This is a genomic window from Nocardia cyriacigeorgica (assembly GCF_010868145.1).
GTDB classification, from domain to species: Bacteria; Actinomycetota; Actinomycetes; order Mycobacteriales; family Mycobacteriaceae; genus Nocardia; species Nocardia cyriacigeorgica_D.
The window spans coordinates 185,956-207,946 of the sequence record NZ_JAAGUY010000001.1; the positions used below are offsets into that span (position 1 = coordinate 185,956).

The following is a 21,991-nucleotide window of genomic DNA, read 5'->3' on the forward strand; positions in this document are numbered from 1 at the left end:
AATCAGCACGATCAGGAGCCCCACCGATGGCCGATAACGACGAACTGCGCCGGTACCTCAAGAAGACCGCGAAGGAGCTGTACGAGACCAAACAACAACTCCGCGCGCTCACCGACCGGTTACGGGAACCGGTCGCCATCGTCGGTATGGCCTGCCGCTATCCGGGTGGCGTGCGATCGGCCGATGACCTGTGGCGAGTGGCCGCCGATGGTGTCGACGCCATCGGCGACTACCCCGCTGATCGGGGGTGGGATCTGGAGCGGCTGTACGACCCGGACCCGGATGTACCGGGCACGGTCTACACCCGTGCGGGTGGATTCCTGGACGCCATCGGCGATTTCGACGCGGCCTTCTTCGGCATCGGCCCCCGTGAGGCGGCCGCGATGGATCCACAGCAGCGGATGCTGCTGGAGGCGTCGTGGGAGGCGCTCGAGGATGCCGGTATCGATCCGGTGTCGTTGCGCGGCAGCGAGACCGGTGTGTTCGCCGGTGTCATCCACCAGTACTACGGGCCGCGGGTGGGCTCCCCGGAGATCAGCGCCGAGACCGAAGGCCATGCCTACCTCGGTGGTTCGGACAGTGTGCTGTCCGGCCGGATCGCCTACACGCTCGGTTTCAAGGGGCCGGCCATCTCGGTGGACACCGCGTGCTCGTCCTCCTTGGTCGCTGTGCATCTGGCATGTCAGGCCTTGCGGCAGGGGGACACCACGCTCGCGCTGGCGGGCGGTGTGACGGTGATGTCGGATCCCTCGCTACCGATCGCGTTCGCCCGCCAACGGGCGATGTCCACCGACGGACGATGCAAGGCATTCGCGGCGGCCGCGGACGGCACCGGGTTCTCCGAGGGGCTCGGGGTGCTGGTGCTGGAACGATTGTCCGACGCGCGACGGCTCGGCCACACCGTGCTGGCGGTGATTCGTGGCAGCGCGATCAATCAGGACGGCGCGAGCAATGGCCTGACCGCGCCCAACGGTCCGTCGCAGGAACGAGTCATCCGGCAGGCGTTGGCCAATGCCGGGCTGGATCCCTGGGATGTGGACGCGGTCGAGGCGCACGGTACGGGCACCATGCTCGGTGATCCGATCGAGGCGCGGGCCTTGATCGGTGTCTACGGCGGACGCCGGGAAGGCGCCCCGCTCGGCCTCGGTTCGCTGAAGTCGAATATCGGTCACACGTCGGCGGCTGCCGGTGTGGGTGGTGTGATCAAGATGGTGCAGGCGATGCGGCATGGTGTGTTGCCGAAGACGTTGCATGTGGATGCGCCGACGCCGCATGTGGATTGGTCGGCGGGTACGGTGCGGTTGCTGACCGAGGCTCAGCCGTGGCTGGCGGGGGAGCGGCCGCGACGGGCGGGTGTGTCGTCGTTCGGGGCCAGCGGCACCAATGCGCACCTGATTCTCGAAGAGGCTTCCGGCGATGCGGTCGCTACGCGGCCCGGCGATCAGCCGGGGCCGGTCGGGGGGCCCGATACATCGGGCACCACCACGCCGGGTGCGGCGGACTCATTGCATGGCACGCCGGATTCCGCGCGAGAGGGGGCAGGTGCCGCGCCTGGCACACCGGATGTAGCCGCACTGGTGCTGTCGGCCAGAACCGAGGATGCGTTGCGGGCGCAGGCGGATCGGCTGCGACAGAGGCTGCTGGACGATCCGGCGGCGAGCGTATGGGATGTGGCGTATTCACTCACAACCTCGCGGGCGCTGCTGGATCGGCGGGGCGCGGTCATCGGCCGGGACCGGGACGAGGTGCTCGCGGGGCTGGCCGAGCTTGCGGCAGATGGACCGGGCGCCATCGAGGCGGCGGCGAGCGCGGGCAAGACCGCGTTGCTGTTCACCGGTCAGGGTGCCCAGCGCGCGGGGATGGGGGCCGGGCTGTACGCGGCGTTCCCTGCGTTCGCGACGGCATTGGACGAGGTGTGTGCGCACATCGATCCACGGCTCGGACGGTCGTTGCGGGCGTTGATGTTCGATGGGCCCGACGAGGTGTTGGCCCGGACGGAATTCACCCAGCCCGCGCTGTTCGCCTTCGAAGTGGCGGCGTTCCGATTGGTGGAGTCGTTCGGCGTCGTGCCTGATGTCTTGATCGGACATTCGATCGGGGAATTGGCGGCGGCCCATGTGGCGGGTGTCTGGTCGCTGGCGGATGCGTGCGCGCTGGTGACGGCACGCGGCCGCTTGATGGGCGCGTTGCCGAGAGGCGGGGCGATGCTCGCGGTGGCGGTCGAGGAGCGCCGTGCTGCCGCTCTCGTCGCGGGCTCGGGCGATCGGGTGTCGGTCGCGGCGGTCAACGGTCCGTCCTCGACCGTGCTGTCCGGCGATGACGACGCCATCGCCGAGATCGAGCGGCAATTGTCCGCCGAGGGGGTGAAGACCACCCGGCTGCGCGTCAGCCACGCCTTCCATTCGGCGCGGATGGAGCCCATGCTGCACGAATTCCGTTCCGTGGCGGAATCACTCGACTACCGGCGGCCCACCGTACCGATCGTGTCGAACGTATCCGGTGTGTTCGGCGGTGACGAGCTGACCGACCCGGACTACTGGGTGCGCCAGGTGCGCGGCTGCGTGCGGTTCGCGCCGGGTGTCGCCACTCTGGTCGAGGCGGGGGTGCGGCGGTTTCTCGAGGTGGGGCCGGATGCGGTGCTCGCGGCGATGACCAGGGACTGCCTGGCGGCCGAATCGACGCCGGAGGCGGCGACCCGGGTGGCCGCGCTGACCCGCCGATCGGCCGATGAGGTGCGACAGTCCGTCACCTCGCTGGCGCAGGTCCATGTGGCGGGTACGCCTGTCGACTGGGAGCCGCTGTTCGCGGGCCGGACAGCGCGCCGGATTGCCCTGCCCACCTATCCGTTCCAACGCAAGCGCTTCTGGCTGCCCTCGACCCCGCCCGGCACCTCGGCCGCTGCGGACCATCCGATCCTGACCGGCGTCGTGGGCCTGGCGGGTACCGACGAGTGGCTGTTCACCGGCCGGTTCTCGCTGCGCACCCATCCGTGGATCGCCGATCATCAGACCTACGGTGTGGTGGTGGTACCCGCTGTGGCGCTGATCGAGTTCCTGCTCGTCGCGGCGGGCCGCATCGGTTGCCGGACGGTCGAGGAACTCACCTTGCAGGCGCCGATCCTGCCCGGCGCCGATGACGAGGTGGACCTCCAGGTACTGGTGCAGGCACCCGATGACTCGGGGCACCGCCGATTCGAGATCTACTTCCGCACCTCACCCGACGCCGAATGGGTGCACAACGCCACCGGCGCACTCGCGGCCGGACGCGACGATGACGACGATCTGGTGTCGCGACTGCGCGAGGAGCAATGGCCACCCGCCGATGCGGAGGTCATCGACGCCACAGCACTTCCGGACCGGATCGCCAAGGACACCGGACTGGAATTCGGTCCCGCCTTCCTCGGTGTGCGGGCAGCCTGGCAGCGCGACGACACCGTCTTCTCCGAGGTCGTGCTGAACACCGACGCCGCACCCGAACCCGGACGGTACGACCTGCATCCTGCGCTGCTCGATCTGGTCATGCACGCGGGTCTGTCCCGGGTGATGTGGCGCGGGGAGGATGCCGATCCCGAGACCGGCTGGCTGCTGTTCCGCTGGGGCGGTGTGCGTCTGCACAAGCCCGCACCGGCCGGACAGACCGAGCTGCGGGTCATCGCGGTCGCGACAGGTGCGGATACGGTCTCCGCCGCGGCGGTCGACCCGGACGGCACGCCGATCGTGTCCGTCGACGCGGTGGTCATGCGCCCCTACGACGTCAAGGAATTCCGCGGCGCCCTCTCGGGTGACGATGCCGGGCTGTACGAAGTGCGCTGGGAGCCCGCCGCGGCGGCGTCCGAACACCGGCCGGGACCGTCGATATCGGTACTCGGCGGCACGATTGTCGCAGGGATCACCACGGCGCACGCGTCGGTGGCGGAGGTCGTCGCCGGTGACAGCGTTCCCGAAGCGGTGGTGTGGCGGCCCGAGCCGTGCACCGATGATCCGGCGGGCGTCCGGCAGGCGGTGCACGAAACGCTGAACGTGGTGCGGTCGTGGCTCGCTGAGGAGCGCTCGGCGAACGCTCGGCTCGTGGTGCTGACGGCAGGAGGGGTGGAGCTGCCCGGTGCGGTTCCGCACGCCGCCGCCGCGGCGGTATGGGGTCTGATGCGCAGCGCGCAGTCGGAGCATCCGGATCGGTTCACGATGGTGGACGAGGATCCGGCGAATCCCCTGGACGCCGATCGGCTCGCGGACGTGGTGTTGCTGGCGGAGCCGCAGCTCGCGGTCCGGGACGCGTCCGTGCTGGTGCCGCGGTTGGTGCGTCTGCCGGAGGAGCCTGATGGTGCGCTCACCGATCGGCCAGGCCCGCACAGCGTTGCCGGTGGTGCGGTTCGCCGACGTGAATTGGTAAATACAGGCCGCACAACATCATTCGGAGAAGGAACCGTCCTGATCACCGGGGGCACCGGCGGTCTCGGTGCCTTGCTGGCCCGGCATCTGGTAGCCGAACACGGGGTGCGCAGGCTGACGCTGACCTCTCGGCGCGGCCTCGAATCCTCCGGTGCGACCGAGCTGATCGCCGAGCTGACCCGGCTCGGCGCCGGCGTCGAGGTGGTGGCCTGCGATGTCACCGACCGCGACGCGCTGCGAAACCTGTTGGACGCGATCGAGTCCGACGGCGGTCTGACCGGTGTCGTGCACGCGGCCGGTGTACTGGACGACGCGACCGCGGCATCGCTGACCGCCGAGCAGACCGAGCGGGTGCTCGCGCCGAAGGTGGACGGTGCCTGGTACCTCGACGAACTGACCAGGGACCGTGATCTCGCGGCGTTCGTGGTGTTCTCCTCGCTCGCCACGGTGCTCGGGTCGGCCGGGCAGGCCAATTACGCCGCGGCGAACGGGTTCCTGGACGCCTTGACGGCACGGCGGCGAGCGGCCGGGCAGACCGCGATCTCGCTGGCATGGGGGCCGTGGGAGCAGCGCAGCGGGATGACCGGCGCCCTGGATCGTGCCGCCGTCGCGCGCTGGCAGCGGCTGGGTTTGGGACAGCTAGAGGAGGGCGAAGGTCTGCGCCTGTTCGATGCGGCATTGGCCAGGGGCCGAGCCCATGTGGTGCCGATTCGATTCGATCCGGGTGTCTTGCGCCGTGCCTCCGATATCGACGCGGTGCCCGCGGTGCTGCGTGGATTCGTCCGGCGGCCTATGCGGGTGGCGCAATCGGCGCCGGTGCCCGCGCATGGTCGGCTGGCCGGGGTACCGGAGGCACAACGCGGTGAGATCGTGCTGGACATGGTGCGGGCCCAGGCGGCCGCGGTGCTCGGACATGATTCGGGCGAGGACATCCGGCCCGATCAGCGCTTCGACGAGATCGGCTTCGATTCGCTCGGCGGGGTGGAGTTCCGTAATCGGCTGAGCAAGACGACCGGTGTGCAACTGCCGTCCACGCTGGTGTTCGACCATCCCACCCCGGCGGCGGTGGCGGCGCTGGTGCTGTCGAAGCTCGCGCCGCCGGTGGCCGCGCCGACCGGGAAGACCGTGCGGCGGGTGCGGGCGGATGAGCCCATCGCCATCGTCGGGATGGCCTGCCGGTTCCCCGGCGGTGTCGAATCGCCGGACCAGCTGTGGGATCTCATCACCGCGGGCACCGATGCGACCGGTGAATTCCCGTCCGATCGGGGCTGGGATCTCGACCGGCTGTTCGACCCGGACCCGGACGCGCCGGGCACGGTGTACACCCGTCGCGGTGGGTTCCTCGGGGGTGCCGCCGATTTCGATGCCGGTTTCTTCGGCCTCGGCCCACGGGAGGCCTCGGCCATGGATCCGCAACAGCGTCTACTGCTCGAGGTGTCCTGGGAGGCACTGGAACAGGCGAATATCGACCCGATGTCCCTGCGCGGCACCGACACCGGTGTGTACGCCGGGGCGGGCTACTCGGGGTACGCCGAACGGGTGGGCGGCGATCTGGAGGGCTACCGGCTCACCGGTACCACTAGTAGCGTGCTGTCCGGGCGGGTGGCCTACGTCCTCGGGCTCGAAGGGCCCGCGGTCACAGTGGACACCGCGTGCTCATCGTCTCTGGTCGCTGTGCATCTGGCCTGCCAGGCGCTTCGCCAGGGGGAAAGTTCACTGACGTTGGCGGGCGGTGTGACGGTCGCGGCCACCCCGCACCTCTACGTCGACTTCGCCCGTCAGCGCGGGCTGTCCCCCGACGGCCGGTGCAAGGCGTTCTCGGCCGCGGCCGACGGCGTCGCCTTCGCCGAGGGCGTCGGTGTCCTGGTGCTGGAGCGGCTCTCCGATGCCCGCAGGCTCGGCCACCGGGTACTCGGCCTGGTGCGCGGAACGGCCGTGAATCAGGACGGCGCAAGCAACGGTTTGACCGCGCCGAACGGTCCCTCGCAGGAACGACTGATCGCGGCGGCACTGGCGAACGCGGGCCTGCGGCCCTCGGATATCGACGTTGTCGAGGCGCACGGAACCGGGACGACACTGGGAGATCCGATCGAAGCCCAAGCGTTGATCGCCGCCTACGGGCGTGACCGCGCGGGCCGACCGCTGCGGATCGGGACGGTCAAATCGAATATCGGGCATACCGTCGCCGCGGCCGGTGTGGCCGGGGTGATCAAGATGATCCAGGCCATGCGCTATGAAACCCAGCCGAAGACACTGCACGCGGAGCTGCCAAGCCCACATGTGGACTGGTCGGCGGGCGATGTCGAACTCTTGACCGCGGCCCACCCGTGGCCGATGGGTGACCGCAAACGCCGGGCAGGGGTGTCGTCGTTCGGTGTGAGTGGCACCAACGCCCACGTCATCCTGGAGGAGGCGCCAGCGCAACGGGAACCGGCGCCGCCGCAACCCGAGGACGAACCGCGAACCGGCGTCGCCTTCGCCTGGGTGGTGTCCGCGAGCACCGAAGCGGGCCTACGCGCGCAGGCGGATCGGCTGCGGCAATATCTGATCGGCGAACCCGATCTGGATGTCATGGACATCGCGCACACGCTGGCGACGGCACGGGCCCGATTGGATTGGCGCGGTGCGGCCACCGGCCGTGACCGAGACGAGCTACTGGCCGGTCTGGCCGCGCTGGCCGTGGGTGCGCCGGGCACCATCGAAGCGGTCGCGGACGCGGGGAAGACGGCATTCCTGTTCACCGGCCAGGGCGCGCAGCGACCAGGTATGGGTGCGCAGCTGTACCGCGCGTTCCCGGCCTTCGCCGCCGCGCTGGACGAGGTGTGCGCCGAATTCGATCCGGTGCTCGGCGTTTCGCTGAAGGACGTGATGTTCGACGCGGAGAACTCCGGCGGCTCGACCACACTGGACCGGACCGAATGGACGCAGCCCGCGCTGTTCGCCTTCGAGGCGGCGATGTTCCGGCTGCTCGAATCCTTCGGTATCACACCGGATCTGGTGATCGGTCATTCGATCGGCGAGCTTGCGGCCGCCTATGTGGCCGGGGTGTGGTCACTGCCGGACGCGTGCAGAGTGGTCGCGGCACGGGGTCGGCTGATGGGCGCGCTGCCCACGGGCGGAGCCATGGTGGCGGTGGCGGTGTCGGAGGAACGCGCGCTCGCGGTGATGGCGGATATCGGCCGAGAGCACGTCGGGCAGGTGTCGGTGGCGGCGGTGAACGGTCCGGGATCGGTGGTGCTGTCGGGCGCGGAAGCCGCGATCGACGCCCTCGCCGCGGCCTTCGTCCTCGAGGGTGTGCAGACCTCCCGGTTGCGGGTCAGCCATGCCTTCCATTCGCCGCTCATGGAGCCCATGCTCGATGAGTTCCGCACGGTGGTCGAGAGCGTGACCTACCATGAGCCGTCGCTGCCGATCGTGTCCAATGTGTCGGGCACCCGGGTCGGCGATGAGCTGTGCGATCCGGGCTACTGGGTCGCGCATGTGCGTGCGTGCGTGCGGTTCGCGCCAGGGGTGGACACCATGATCGCCTCGGGCGTGCGGCGATTCGTTGAACTCGGCCCGGATGCGGTGCTGGCCGCGATGGTCCGGCAGTGCCTGGCCGCGACGCCGGATATCGAGGCGAGATCGACGGTGATCGCGGCCGCCCGGCGGGCCACCGACGAACCCGGCCAATTCGTCTCGGCACTGTCGTGGGCCGGTGTCTCGGGCTCGCCGGTGGACTGGGCGCCGCTGTTCGGTGATCGCCCGGTCAGCCGGGTGCCATTGCCCACCTACGCGTTCCAGCATCGTCGGTACTGGTTGGAACCGATGGCCGAGGTAATTCGAAGCGCGACGGGTCATCCGGTACTGACCGGTGCGGTGCCGCTGGCGGGCACCGGTGAATGGATGCTCACCGGCACCCTCGCGCGCCGGAGTCATCCGTGGCTCGCGGACCACACAAGCTATGGCGTGCTGGTGGCGCCGAGTACGGCGCTGGTGGAGATGCTGCTGGTCGCGGCGCCTCGGTTGGGCTGCGCGGGCCTGGAGGAGCTGACCCTGGAGGCTCCGGTCCTGCCACCCGAGGAGGGTGCGCTCGAATTGCAGGTGCTCGTCGACCGGGCCGACGAGACGGGCCGACGGCATTTCACCTTCCACTATCGGATCGCCGGTGACGGTGACGACAGCTGGGTCCGCAATGCCAGCGGCATCCTGTCCGGCGAGCGACCAGCGACCGAACCGCTGCTGGACCGGCTCCGTGCCGAGCCGTGGCCGCCGAGCGATGCCGAATCGGTCGATCCGGAATGGATCCCCCGGCATATCGAGGCCGCGTCGGGTCTGGAATACAGCGGTTCGTTCCGCAGTACCGAACGGGCCTGGCGGCGCGGCGACACCGTCTTCGCCGAGGTCGCCCTCGACGAGTCCATCGACCCGGGCGGCTTCACGCTGCATCCGGGCTTGATGGACGCGGTCGGCCACGCCGGGCTCGCGTGTCTGATGTGGCCGGAACACGGTGGCGATCCGGAGATCGGCAAACTGCTCTTCCGCTGGGGCGGTGCACGATTCCATGGCAGCGTGCGGCCGGAGAGACTGCGGGTGATCGCCGTGTCGAAGGGCGAGGACGCCCTCGCCATCGCGGCGATGGATGCCGCGGGTAATCCGGTGCTGTCCTTCGACGAGGTCGTCATGCGGTCCTACGACGTCTCCCAGCTGCGCGGTTCAACGGTGGGTGGGGACGCCGGGGTATACGAGACGCAGTGGACGCACCTGGCCGCCCTTCCCGCCGATCCCACGCGGCGTGTGGTCGCGGCACTGGGTTCGGTCCCGGTGTCCGATGCGCGGGAGCGATATCCAGATCTCACCACCCTGGCCGGGTCCGCGGATGCGCGAGCGGAGGTGGTGGTGTGGTCGGTCGCCGCGCAGGCGCTCGCGGGCGACGGCGATATCACCGCCGCGGTGCACGAGCAGACGCGTTCGACGTTGCGGTTGCTCCAGAAGTGGTTGGAGCTGGGCGCCATGGAGTCCGCGCAGCTCGTCGTCGTCACCCATAACGGCGCCGCACTACCCGGCGAGACACCGAACCTCGCCGCCGCCGCCGTCTCCGGCCTGGTCCGCAGCGCGCAAACCGAACATCCCGGTCGGATCGTCCTGCTGGACTGGCAGCTCTCCGACACCGAGCAGCCGCTATCGGCCGATGCGGTGTTGCGAGTGCTGGCCACCGGCGAGCCGAACGTCGCCGTTCGCGGCGACACCATGCTCGCGCCACGGCTGGCGCCCGCGACGGTATCCGGCGAGCGGCGCCCGACGTTCGGTTCCGGCACCGTGCTCGTCACCGGAGGCACCGGTGGGCTCGGCGCGGTACTGGCCCGGCATCTGGTCACCGAACACGATGTCCGGCGGTTGCTGCTCGTCTCCCGCAGTGGTGAGAAAGCCAGTGGTGCGAAGGAATTGGCGACGGAACTGAGTGAACTCGGCGCACATGTCCGCATCGCGGCGTGCGATGTCACCGAACGCGCGGCGGTCAGGGCGCTGCTGGATTCGATCCCCGCCGAACGGCCCTTGACGGGCGTGGTCCATGCGGCTGGTGTTCTCGACGACGCCACGATCGGCACTCTCAGCGCGAAGCGGTTGCACCAGGTGCTCGCGCCGAAGGTCGATGCGGCCTGGCATCTGCACGAGGCGACGCGACAGCTGGATCTCTCCGCCTTCGTTCTCTTCTCCTCGATCACCGGGGTGCTCGGGCCCGCCGGGCAGGCGAATTACGCCGCCGCCAATGCCTTCCTCGACGCACTGGCAGCCCGCCGCCGGACCGAGGGTTTGCCCGCCATGGCGCTCGCGTGGGGGCCATGGGCACAAACCGGCACGGGATCGGGCGGTATGACCGATCACCTGGACGAGGCGGCGGTGGCGCGGCTGGCTCGGCTGGGCCTGCGCCCACTGTCGCATCCCGACGGCCTGCGGCTGTTCGACGCTGTCGCGGGCAGCGCGGCGGACCCGAGGGGCCCTGCGGTGCTGGTCCCGGTGTCCTTCGATGTGCACGCCCTGCGCCGGGAGGCACGGGCGGGTGTCATTCCCGCCCTGCTGCGTGGGCTCGTCCCGCGTACCGAACCGGCCAACGGGCCGGGTCGGCGAGCACAAGGGTTCGACCTGACCACGGTGCCCGTCGTGAAACGGGAGCGGGCCGTGCTCGACCTGGTTCTCGAACACGCCGCCGCCGTACTCGGGTACTCATCGGCCGAAGAGATCCGCTCCGACAAGGGATTCGACGAGATCGGCTTCGACTCGCTCGGTGGTGTGGAGTTCCGCAACCGGTTGTCGAAAGCCACCGGTCTGCAATTGCCCTCGACGATCGTTTTCGACTACCCGACAGTGGCCGATCTGGCGGGTTACCTGCACGAGCAATTGGCCGCGACGGTCGAAACGGCGCCGTCCACCGCCGCCGCGGCACCCGGCGACCTCGATCGTCTCGCCGCAATGCTCGACCACGTCCTCGCCACCGCGGGCGACGACGACGCCACGGTCACCACACTGCTCGCCCTCGGTGACCGGCTGCGATCCCACCTCGGAGACAGCGGGCGGACCGACGAATACGACGATCTCGCCGCGCATTCCACCGACGAGCTGTTCGACCTGATCGATGAGGAGTTTGGCCGGCCATGAGCACTGACAACGAGGAACGCCTCACCCGGTACCTGCGGAAGGTCACCGGAGATCTGCGCTCCGCCAACAAGCACATCCAGGACCTCGAGGAGCGGGCGCGGGAACCGATCGCGATCGTCGGCATGAGCTGCCGCTATCCGGGCGGTGTGGAGAATCCGGCACAGCTGTGGGATCTGGTCGCTTCCGGCACCGATGCGGTGGGCGGATTCCCGACCGACCGTGGCTGGGATCTGGAGCGGCTGTACGACCCCGATCCGGGAGTCCCGAACACCGTCTACACGCGCGAGGGCGGATTCCTGTATTCGGCCGCCGAGTTCGACGCGGGCTTCTTCGGTATCGGGCCGCGCGAGGCGGCGGTGATGGATCCGCAGCAGCGGTTGATGCTGGAGGCGTCCTGGGAGGCGATCGAGGATGCGGGCATCGATCCGGTGTCGTTGCGCGGCAGCGAGACCGGGGTCTTCACCGGGGTCATCCACCAGCATTACGGTCCGCGTGTAGGGTCCCCGGCTCTGTCGGCCGAGGCGGAAGGCCACGTCTACATGGGTGTGGCGAACTGTGTGGTTGCGGGGCGGGTCTCCTACACGCTCGGTTTCAAGGGCCCGGCGATGTCGGTGGATACCGCCTGCTCGTCATCGCTGGTCGCGGTGCATCTGGCGTGTCAGGCATTGCGGCAGGGTGAGGCGACACTGGCGTTGGCCGGTGGTGTCACGGTGATGTCAGATCCGGCGCTGCTGATCGCGTTCGCGCGCCAGCAGGGACTCGCACCCGATGCCCGCTGCAAAGCGTTCGCGGCGGCGGCCGACGGCACCGGCTTCGCCGAAGGGCTCGGGGTGCTGGTGCTGGAGCGGCTGTCGGACGCGCGCAGGCTCGGGCACACGGTGCTCGCCGTCATCCGGGGTAGCGCCGTGAACCAAGATGGTGCGAGCAAGGGCCTGACCGCACCGAACGGCCCGTCCCAGGAACGCGTGATCGCGCAAGCACTGGCCAGCGCGGGGCTGAGCCCGGCGGACGTGGACGCCGTCGAGGCGCACGGTACGGGCACCATGCTCGGCGATCCGATCGAGGCGCGGGCGCTGATCTCGGCGTATGGGCGGGAACGGGATACACCGCTGTGGCTCGGTTCGCTGAAGTCGAATATCGGTCACACGTCGGCTGCTGCCGGTGTGGGTGGTGTGATCAAGATGGTGCAGGCGATGCGGCATGGTGTGTTGCCGAAGACGTTGCATGTGGATGCGCCGACGCCGCATGTGGATTGGTCGGCGGGTACGGTGCGGTTGCTGACCGAGGCTCAGCCGTGGTCGGCGGGGGAGCGGGTACGCCGGACCAGCGTGTCCTCGTTCGGCGCCAGCGGCACCAACGCGCATCTCGTACTCGAGGAATCACCCGCTGATCCGGTCGTTGCGGAACAGCAGGGCTCGGAAGCGGACGCGCCGCGCGCGACAGCGGCGGAACCGCTCACGGTCCGGGGGCCGGGCACCGCGACGCCGGCAACAGTCCAGGATGTCGTGCCATGGCTCGTCTCGGCGAAATCGGCAGCGGCATTGCGGGCGCAGGCGGATCGCCTGCGGCAGCGGCTGATGAGCGATCCCGACGCCGATATCTGGGATGTGGCGCATACGCTGTCGACCGCCCGGGCCCGGCTGGACTGGCGCGGTGCGGTGGTGGGCCGCGACCGGGCCGAGCTGGTGGCCGGTCTGGCGGCCCTGGCCGACGAGTCGCCCGCCGATCGCAGCGGTGTGGTTCGTGGCGTGGTCGGCACCGGCCGCACAGCCTTCCTCTTCACCGGCCAGGGCGCGCAACGGCCGGGGATGGGTCGGGAGCTGTATGCGGCGTTTCCGGTTTTCGCGGCGGCGCTGGACGAGGTGTGCGCCCAGTTCGACGCGGTGCCGGGCCGGGGCGCTGCACCGTCGTTGCGAGAGGTGATGTTCGCTGACGATACGGCGTTGCTGGACCGGACGGAGTTCACCCAGCCCGCGCTGTTCGCGTTCGAGGTGGCGCTGTATCGGCTGGTCGAATCGTTCGGCGTGACCGCCGATGTGCTGCTCGGGCATTCCATCGGTGAACTGGTGGCGGCGTACGTCGCTGGAGTCTGGTCGCTGCCCGATGCCTGTGCCCTGGTGGCGGCCCGCGGGCGGTTGATGGGGGCCTTGCCCACGGGTGGGGCGATGCTCGCGGTCTCGATCGCCGAGGACGAGGCGAACGCTCTGGTACGCGATCACGACGGCCGGGTGTCGGTCGCGGCGGTGAACGGCCCGTCCGCGATCGTGCTGTCGGGCGATACGGAGGTCGTCGATGACATCGAACGGCTGCTCGGCGAGCGCGGACACAAGACGACGCGGCTGCGGGTCAGCCATGCCTTCCATTCCGCAAGGATGGAACCGATGCTCGCGGAGTTCCGTTCGGTGGCAGCAGGATTGACCTATCGGATGCCGACGCTACCGATCATCTCCAACGTGACCGGCGAGCCCGCCGAACAAGAACTGACCGATCCGGAGTACTGGGTGCGCCAGGTCCGCTCGGCTGTGCGGTTCGCGCCGGGAATCCGGGCACTGACCGACTCCGGCGTGCGCCGCTTCCTTGAACTCGGTCCGGATGCCGTCCTGGCGGCGATGACCCGCCGATGCCTGGCCGAGGAACCCGATATCGACGCGCGCTCCGTGGTCGCCGCGACGGCGCGGCGCGGCACCGATGAGTCCACCCAGTTCACCGCCTTCCTGGCCACCGCGTTCGCCGCGGGACTCACCGTGGATTGGCGGCCCGTCTTCGAGAGCCGGTCGCCGCAACGCATCGCCCTGCCGACCTATGCGTTCCAGCGTGCGCGGTACTGGCTGCCTGCCGGCGGCGACCAGGGAGATGTGCGCCGTGCCGGACTGCTCCCGCTCGAACACCCGCTGCTCGGCGCCGCGATCTCGGTCGCGGGCAAGGACGAGTGGCTGTTCACCGGAAGCCTCTCCACCCGATCGCAGTCCTGGATCGCCGATCACACGGTCTTCGACGGAGTGCTCTTCCCCGGCACCGGATTCGTGGAGCTGGCACTGGCCGTCGGAGCACGGGTGGGCGCCGAGGTCGTCGACGAACTGGTACTGGAATCGCCATTGCGATTGGACGAGGGAGCCGAGGCCGCCGTTCAGATCCGCGTCGAAGCGCCGGAGGCGGGCGGGCGGCGACGATTCGTCGTCGCGTCGCGGGTAACCGATGCCGGGACCGGCGAGGAATCCGACATCACGCACGCGCACGGCATTCTCGCGCCGGTTGGGGAGATCGACCCGCCCGACACCGGCGCCGAACTCCCGGCACCGGACTATGCCGCCTCCGGTTCATCGCTGTACGACGAATTGGCCGCGCTCGGGCTCGGTTACGGACCTGCGTTCCAGGGCGTGCGTCAGCGATGGCAGGACGGTGATGACCTCGTCGCCGAGGTGAGCATGGCCGCCGACACCGGAACCGACGCCGCTCGGTTCGGTATCCATCCCGCCCTGCTGGACGCCGCCCTGCACGCCGCCGTTCCCGCAATGACCACCGACCTGCCCCCGGACCACGTGCCGCTGCCGTTCTCGTTCAATGGCGTCCGATTGTTCCGGCCCGGTGCGGCGGCGGTTCGAGTTCGGCTGCGCCGCAACGGGTCTGACGGCATGCGGCTGGAAACCGTCGACGCGTCCGGTGCGCCGGTTTTGACCGTCGATACATTGCGAGCGCGTCCGGTGAGCAGCCGGGCGCTGCGCGATGACCGCTCCGCGGACCGCCGTCGGCTCTATGAGATCAGCTGGATACCAGTCGAATCCGGAGCTCGCGGCGGCTCGTCGGCGCGGCGATTCGCCGCCGCGGGCTCGTCATCGGCGCCTGGGTTCGGCGATACCTACCCGGATCCGGGCGCTGTGCTCGAGGCCATCGCCGAACGCGGTCCCGCCGCAGGCGCCGTCAGACCTACCGGTTCCGCCGCAGTTGCCGCGACCGCCGCTGCCGTCGCAGACGGTACCGCTACCGATGCCGCCGCCGAACCTTCGCGTTTCGACGCGGTGGTGTGGTTCGCCGACGAGATCGGCGCGACGGCATCGAGCACCCCCGAGTCGGTGCACAGCAGTGTCCACACGGCGTTGACGATCATTCGCGCATGGCTGCGCGCCCCCGCCACCCAGGACACCCGGCTGGTCGTCGTGACGCGCGGTGCGGCCGGTCTGCCGGGTGAAACCCCCGCTCCGGCCGCCGCGGCGGCACTGGGACTGCTGCGCAGCGCACAGTCGGAGCACCCAGGGCGAATCCTGTTGATCGACAGCGATATCGACAGTGCGGTGACACCCGACGTGGTGTCGGCAGCCCTGGACGCCGACGAAGCGCAGTTCGCGGTCCGTGCTGGCGCACTGCTCGTCCCGCGGCTGACCCGATCCGACGCGCCCGCGCCCGCGCCGGACTTCGGGATCGGTTCCGGCACGGTACTGATCACCGGCGGCACCGGCGGGCTCGGTGCACTGGTGGCCCGACACCTGGCCGAGGCGCACGGTGCGCGTGATCTGGTGCTGGTGTCCCGGCGCGGCGAACAAGCCGGCGGCGTGGCCGCTCTGGTGGCCGAACTGGCCGAACACGGGGCACGAACGCGGGTGCTCGCATGCGATGTGAGCGATCGCGCCGCCGTCGCACGCCTGCTCGACGACATCGCCGACGGACCAGGACTGACGGCCGTGGTGCACGCGGCAGGCATCCTCGCCGACGGCACCATCGAAACGCTCACACCCGACCAGATCGACCGGGTACTCGCCGCCAAGGCCGATGCGGCGCTGCACCTGCACGAGCTCACACTCGATCAGAATCTGTCGGCCTTCATCCTGTTCTCCTCGATCGCCGGAATCCTCGGCTCGCCCGGCCAGGGCAATTACGCGTCGGCGAACTCGGTGCTCGACGCCTTGGCGCGCCACCGCGCGGCCGCCGGACTCCCGGTGACATCGGTGGCCTGGGGGCCATGGAGCCCGGCCGGTGGGATGACAGCGGAACTGGGTGCGGCGGACCTGGCACGCCTGTCCCGGATGGGTGTTCGCCCCTTGGCCCACACCGATGGGCTCGCCCTGTTCGATCTGGCAGTGGGTACGGGCCGGCCGTGCACTGCCGCGATCGATGCCGATACGGCCGCGTTGTCCGTGCAGGCGCGCGCCGGTCTGCTCGCCCCGCTGCTGCGGGCACTGGTGCCCGCGGCGCGGCGCTCCGAAGGCGGTGGTGACCTCGCCCGGCGGCTCGCGGCGGCGACGCCGGACAAACACGACGGGATCGTGCTGGCCTTCGTACGCGACCAGGTCGCCGCGGTGCTCGGGCACCCATCGGGCGAATTGATCGACGCCGACAAGGCATTCAGCGAACTGGGATTCGACTCGCTCGGCGCGGTGGAGTTCCGCAACCGCCTCGCCGAGGCCACCTCCTTGCGGCTGCCCTCCACCCTCGCCTTCGACTATCCGACATCGTCGGCACTGGCCGCGTACCTGCGGACCAGGGTCGCCGGTTCCGCGGCGAACACCGGCGGGGTTCGCCGCCGGGCGCGCGCCGACGAACCGATCGCGATCGTCGGTATGGCCTGCCGTTATCCCGGCGGTGTCGAATCCGCGGACGGGCTGTGGGATCTGGTGTCCTCGGGAACCGATGCCATCAGCGAATTCCCCGCCGATCGCGACTGGCCGCTGGATCGCCTGTTCCACCCCGACCCCGACCATCCGGGTACCTCCTACGCCCGGGAAGGCGGATTCCTCACGAACGCGGCCGATTTCGATGCGGCCTTCTTCGGCATCGGCCCACGCGAGGCGATCGCGATGGACCCACAGCAGCGCCTGCTGCTCGAGGTGTCCTGGGAAGCGCTGGAACATGCCGGTATCGACCCGACCTCGTTGCGGGGCAGCGATACCGGCGTCTACACGGGCGTGATGTACACCGATTACGAGACCGTGGCTCGCGCAGCGGGGTCCGAGGTCGAGGGGTATCTGGCGACCGGTGCCGCGAGCAGTGTGGTGTCCGGGCGGGTCGCCTACGCGCTTGGGCTGGAAGGCCCGGCGCTGACCGTCGATACGGCCTGCTCGTCATCGCTGGTCGCGCTGCACGTGGCCTGTCGCGCCCTGCGGCAGGGAGAGAGTTCGCTCGCGCTGGTCGGTGGCGCGACAGTGATGTCGACGCCGACCTTGTTCGTGGACTTCTCCCGGCAGCGCGGTTTGGCGCCGGACGGCCGGTCCAAAGCATTCTCCGCATCCGCCGACGGTGTCGCCTGGTCCGAAGGCGCCGCCGTGCTGGTCGTGGAAAGACTGTCCGACGCACAGCGTTTGGGTCATAACGTGCTCGCCGTTGTGCGTGGCACCGCTATCAACCAGGACGGCGCGAGCAATGGCCTGACAGCACCGAACGGCCCATCGCAGGAGCGGGTGATCGCGGCGGCGCTGGCCGATGCGGGCCTGGAACCGGCGCAGGTCGACGTGGTGGAGGCGCACGGCACCGGTACGGCCCTCGGGGATCCGATCGAGGCGCAGGCACTGATCGCCGCCTATGGTCAGAATCGGGACCGGCCACTGCGGATAGGTGCGTTGAAATCGAATATCGGCCACACCCAGGCGGCATCGGGTGTCGGCGGTGTGATCAAGATGGTGCAGGCGTTGCGTCATGAGACCCTGCCGCGAACCCTGCATGTGGATGCGCTGTCACCACATGTGGATTGGTCGGCCGGTGCGGTGCGAGTGCTGACGGAGGCCGAACCGTGGCCCGCGGGTAGACAGGTGCGGCGTGCGGGCGTGTCGTCGTTCGGGATCAGCGGGACGAACGCCCACGTGATCGTGGAACAGGCTCCGGACCAGATCACCGAACCCGAACCCGCCACGACCGGCCCGCACCCCGAGGTAGTGCCACTGGTCATATCGGCGAAATCGGAGCATGCCCTGCGCGGGCAGGCGGGCCGATTGCGGAGCTGGCTGGCCGGGCATCCGGAGGCGGACCCGTGGACGATGGTTCGGACGCTGCTTGACTCGCGGGCGCTGCTGGATCGGCGTGCGGTCGTGGTCGGCAGCGGGCGCGACGAACTGCTCGCCGGGTTGGCGGCCCTGGCGGCGGGGACCTCGTCGGCGTCGGTGGTGACAGGCGTGCCGCGCATCGGCACGACCGCGTTCCTGTTCACCGGTCAGGGCGCGCAGCGACAGGGTATGGGCGCGGCGTTGTCGGTCGCATTCCCTGTCTTCGCGGCGGCATTGGACGGGGTGTGCGCGGAGTTCGATCCATTGCTCGGACGGTCGTTGCGTGCGGTGATGTTCACCGACCCCGAGGATGAATTGGGCCGGACCGAATGGACCCAGCCCGCACTGTTCGCCTTCGAGGTGGCGATGTTCCGGTTGCTGGCGTCCTTCGGTGCGGCACCGGATGTGCTGGCCGGACATTCCATCGGTGAACTCGCGGCGGCCTACGTCGCGGGCGTGTGGTCGCTGCCGGACGCATGCGCCCTGGTGGCCGCGCGGGGCAGGCTGATGGGCGCGCTGCCCCCTGGCGGTGCGATGCTGGCCGCGGCGATCACCGAGGCCGAGGCGTCGGCGGTCATCGCCGAGTACTACGGCCGGGTATCGCTCGCGGCCGTCAACGGACCCGCGTCGGTGGTGCTCTCCGGTGCCGCGGACGCTCTCGCCGAGATCGGCGGGCAACTCACGGATACCGGTCGCAAGAACACCCGGCTCCAGGTGTCACATGCGTTCCACTCCGCCCTGATGGAGCCGATGTTGGACGAATTCCGTAGCGTGGCAACGGGGTTGACCTATCGGGAGCCGTCGATTCCGATCGTCTCGACTGTTACCGGCGCACCGGCCGGTACCGAGCTGCTCGACCCGGAGTACTGGGTGGCGCAGGTGCGCGAATGCGTGCGATTCGCACCATCGGTCGACACCCTCAGCGCATCGGGTGTACGGCGATTCGTGGAAGTCGGCCCGGATGCGGCGCTCGCCGCGATGACTACCGAATGTCTCGCCGAACATTCGGAGGGCGCGGCAAAGTCGATGACAGTGGCATCGTCGCGACGCTCGACCGACGAGGTGGTCCAATTCGTCTCGGCCCTCGCACACCTGCTCACCGCGGGTCTGCCGGTAGATCTGCGGCAGCTGGCCGCAGGCCGCGCCACCGGCCGCGCGCAGCTACCGACCTATGCGTTCCAGCATCAGCGGTTCTGGGTGCGGCCCGCCGCCGAACCGGTGACCGGAACGTTCGGGCATCCGCTCACGGCGAATGCGGTGCAGCTCGCGGGCCGCGACGAATGGCTGTTCACGGGCCGGTTCTCGGTACGCACCCAGCCTTGGATCGCCGATCACGCGGTGTTCGGTTCGGTCGTACTGCCGGGAGCCGCCTTTGTGGAATCGGCGTTGGCCGCGGGCGCGCACCTGGATCTCGACACCGTCGAGGAATTGCTGCTGGAAGCACCACTGGTGCTCGACGGCACCACTGCGGTCGAACTGCAACTGACCGTCGAAGCGCTCGACGACGAAGGTCGCCGCGCCTTCACGATCCACTCCAGGCCCGCACCGGATTCCACCGACCCGACCCCTTGGGTGCTGCATGCGCGCGGCGTACTGGCCGCCGCCGCGAACAGCACCCCGGCCCGCCCCGACCCGGCCTGGCCGCCCGCTGAGGCGGAGCAGCCCGATCACCGATCGCTCTACGATCGCCTGGCCCAGTTGGGATTCGACTACGGTCCCGCCTTCCAGGGCGTGACCGGGATATGGCGGCACGACGACCGGACCTTCGCCGAGGTCTCCCTCGATGACGCGGTGCGCGGTTCGGCCGCCGCATTCGGAATGCATCCGGCGTTGCTCGATGCCTGCCTGCACGCGGGTGTCGAGGAGTTGATCGACGAGCTGCCCGCCGGACAGCTGCCGTTGCCCTTCGCCTTCACCGGCGTCCGGTTGTGGCGTTCGGGCACGGAGGCGGTGCGGGTCCGGCTGATCCGCCACAGTGGCGGGCAGCTGGGAATCGAGGCCGTCGACCACTCCGGTTCGCCGGTATTGAGCGTAGACGCGGTCCGCGCTCGCCCGATCGACGCGGACCTGCTGTCCGGCGCGCGCGCAGCGGGCCGCCGGACGACACCGCTGCATCTGCAATGGATCGAATCGGCGCTGCCCGCCGTCTCGCCCGGCGCGGCCGGTGTGGTGGCGACCTTGGGTTCGGTCCGGGTCGGCGGTATCGCCCACAGCTACGCCGATACGGCCGAACTCGTTGCGGCAGAGTCGGTTCCGGACGTGATCATCTGGTCTCTCGCCGATCTGGGGGATATGCCATCACCCGAACGCGCCGCCGCTGTCCGCAGCTCGGTCCGCACGGCGTGGATGGGACTGCGGTCCTGGCTGTCCGCCGAGCGGCTGGCGGACACCCGCCTGGTGGTGGCGACCCGCCGCGCGGTGGGGCTGCTGCCCGGTGAATCGGTGGGCCCCGCCATGGCCGCGGTGGCCGGTCTGGTCCGCTCCGCCCAGTCGGAGCACCCCGGCCGGATCGTGCTGCTCGACCATGACGGCGAACTGTCCGGCGATCTGGTGCGGAGGGTGCTCGACTCGGCGCAGGCACAGGTGGCTGTCCGCGATACCAGTATGTTCGTGCCGCGGCTGGTCGAGGGCAGGGCTCCCGAGCCCACCGAGCCGAGCGCGGCATTCGGCAGCGGCACGGTGCTGATCACCGGTGGCACCACTGGTCTCGGCGCGGTGATGGCCCGCCATCTGGTCGCCGCGCACGGTGTGCGGCATCTACTGCTGGTGTCCCGGCGTGGCCCGGCGACACCGGGCGCGGCGGAACTGGCCGCCGAACTCACCGCCGCCGGAGCCGAAACCCGCGTGGCCGCCTGCGATATCGGTGACCGGGCGAGTGTCGCGACGGTGCTGGCGTCGATCGGCACCGAACATCCGCTGACGGCGGTGCTGCACTCGGCGGGTCTGGTGGACGACGCCACCATCGAGAAGCTGACCCCCGAACAGCTCGATCGCGTTCTCATCCCCAAAGTCGACGGCGCCTCGCATCTAGACGAACTGACTCGCGGCCACGATCTCGCGGCCTTCGTCGTGTTCTCCTCGATCGCGGCGATGTTCGGTGCGGCGGGGCAGGGTAACTACGCTGCGGCGAACTCGTACCTCGACGGCCTCGCCCACGCACGCCGCGCCGAGGGCCTGCCCGCGCTTTCGGTGGTATGGGGCCCGTGGCATCAGGACGTCGGCATGACGGGGGCCCTCGACCGGTCGGCCGTGACGCGGCTGGAACGGTCCGGTGTCAAGGTTCTCGACACCGCCGCCGGTGTCGCTTTACTGGACGCCGCACTCGCCGCCGACGAGGCCGTGGCCGCTTGCGTCGAATTCGACCGGACGGCGCTGTCGGCGCAGGCCAGAGCCGGGCTACTGCCGGAGATGCTCGACGGCCTGGTTCCGGTACGAGCACGCCGGGCCGCTGGCGCCGGTGCCACCGGCGCCGAACTGGCCGCACGGCTTGCCGCGACGCCGGCCGAAGAGCGCGATGAGCTGCTGCTCGGCCTGGTCCGCGAACACGCCGCTGCTGTGCTCGGGTACCCATCCGCCGCTGCCATCGATCCCGAAACACCGTTCAATGACATGGGATTCGATTCGCTCGGTAGCGTCGAACTGCGCAACCGGCTGGCGGAGGCAGCGGGGACGAAGCTGCCATCGACACTGGTGTTCGACTATCCGACCGCGACCACGGTGGCGACATTCCTGCGCTCCCGGCTGGAGGTGGCTCCGGCGGCCTCCGCCGCCGACGAGCAGATCGCCGCGCTGCGAACACTTTTCGCGAGTCTGTCCGCCACCGGGGACAAGGAACGGCTGGCCGCGCGAATCCGTGCGACATTGTCCGAAGCCGTGGCGGAACCGGCGCCCGCTGTTCGCAGTGATCGCGCCGCGGTGGAGGCGGCGGGTGTCGATGAGCTCTTTGCGCTCATCGACCAGCAGATCACCGCACCGTGACAACCATCGAGTGAGGAAGAA

The 21,991-nt window shown here is 69.7% G+C and carries 2 protein-coding genes; both read left to right on the plus strand.

What is annotated here, in order from left to right:
- Positions 1-26 precede the first annotated feature (26 nt).
- Positions 27-11,024, plus strand: coding sequence for a type I polyketide synthase (locus tag GV792_RS00770; RefSeq protein WP_163821642.1), 10,998 nt, complete (start codon positions 27-29; stop codon positions 11,022-11,024).
- Positions 11,021-21,970: a type I polyketide synthase gene (locus GV792_RS29140; protein WP_163821643.1), complete on the plus strand. Its 10,950-nt coding sequence runs from the start codon at positions 11,021-11,023 to the stop codon at positions 21,968-21,970. The genes GV792_RS00770 and GV792_RS29140 overlap by 4 nt, the downstream gene beginning before the upstream one ends.
- Positions 21,971-21,991 lie beyond the last annotated feature (21 nt).